Origin of the sequence: Pseudomonas lundensis (assembly GCF_001042985.1) — a bacterium.
Taxonomy (GTDB): Bacteria; Pseudomonadota; Gammaproteobacteria; order Pseudomonadales; family Pseudomonadaceae; genus Aquipseudomonas; species Aquipseudomonas lundensis.
The window spans coordinates 1-1,445 of the sequence record NZ_JYKY01000068.1; the positions used below are offsets into that span (position 1 = coordinate 1).

1 protein-coding gene is annotated in these 1,445 nt (G+C 51.7%); it reads left to right on the forward strand.

What is annotated here, in order from left to right; translation table 11 throughout:
• Window positions 1–51: 51 nt before the first annotated feature.
• Window positions 52–1,418 (forward strand): IS3 family transposase gene (locus TU74_RS24045; protein ID WP_404940661.1). Its coding sequence is split into 2 segments (ribosomal slippage): window positions 52–544 and window positions 544–1,418, totalling 1,368 coding nucleotides; the frame shifts between segments, so codons are not numbered across the junction.
• Window positions 1,419–1,445 lie beyond the last annotated feature (27 nt).

The following is a 1,445-nucleotide window of genomic DNA, read 5'->3' on the forward strand; positions in this document are numbered from 1 at the left end:
TGAACTGCCCCCAAAAAGTTGGACACCCATCCAACTTTTTGGGTTTTCAACATGAACAAGTACACAGAGCAATTTAAGCTCACCGCCATCAAGGCCTATCTCGAGGGCAGCAAGGGGCTGCGTACGGTCGCCCAGCGATTCGATATCGACGTCAGCCTGCTCCGCCGCTGGGTCTCAAGCTATAAGCTCCATGGCTCGATCAGCCCTCGTAAACGCGGCCAACCTTACAGTGCGAGCTTCAAACGTAACGTTGTTGAGTACAAGCGCACACACCATCTATCTCTTCGTCAGGTCGCTGCGCACTTTGGCCTTGGTCAATCATCTCAAGTAGGCATTTGGGAGCAGCAGTACTACAGTGGCGACCTTGAATCGCCAACCATCGAAAAAAGAAGAAAGTCTGTCGTAATGACGAAGAAGCCCAAACCCGCTGTGCCCGAAGATAAAGACGATGCACTGAAACCGCGTGAGCAGTTGATGGCTGAACTTGAATACCTGCGCATGGAGAACGCTTACCTAAAGGAGTTGGAGGCTTTGCAGGAGCAGAAAAGACGACGGCAACCGAAAAAACCCTAATCGTCTCGAAACTGAAAAGCGTATTCCCTCTGGCGGATCTACTGAAGCTGGCGGGTGTGGCGCGCAGTACGTTTTACTATCAAGTCCAGGCACAACAGCGCCCAGATAAGCACGCCTCGCTCAAAGAGCTGGTACAGCGTGTGTATGACCAGGAGAAAGGCCTTTATGGGTATCGGCGCATTACAGCTGTGATCAGGAGCTTGGGCACTTTGGTCAACAAAAAGCTCGTGGAGCGGTTGATGGTTGAGCTGGGGCTGCGTTCGATTGTGCGTCCCAAGAAGTATCGCTCGTATCGAGGGGCTGTCGGCAGAACCGCACCGAATCTATTGGAGCGCAACTTCATTGCCCAGCGCCCTAACCAGAAGTGGGTAACGGACGTTACAGAATTCAAGGTTGCTCAGCAAAAGCTCTATCTTTCGCCTGTGATGGATTTATATAACCGCGAAATCGTTGCGTATGAAATGGCCACCCGGCCCTGCTTGGCGCTGGTCGACAATATGCTGGATAAGGCTTTCAAGCGTTTGCAGAGCGAGCCAAAGCTGGTCATCCACTCTGACCAAGGATGGCATTACCAGCACTCCCAATACCGCCATAAACTGGCCAAGCTCGGGGTTAAACAGAGCATGTCGCGCAAAGGAAACTGTCTGGACAATGCCGCGATGGAAAGTTTCTTTGGTACGCTGAAATCCGAGTTTTTCTACTTGAAGCGATTTGAAAGCGTTGAAGCGCTGAAGACGGGGCTGGATGAATACATCCATTATTACAACCATGACCGTATCAAACTGACGCTCAACAGCCTAAGCCCTGTGGGATACAGGACTCAGGCTGTGCAGGGCGCTAGTTAATCTGTCCAACTTTTGGGGGGCAGTTCA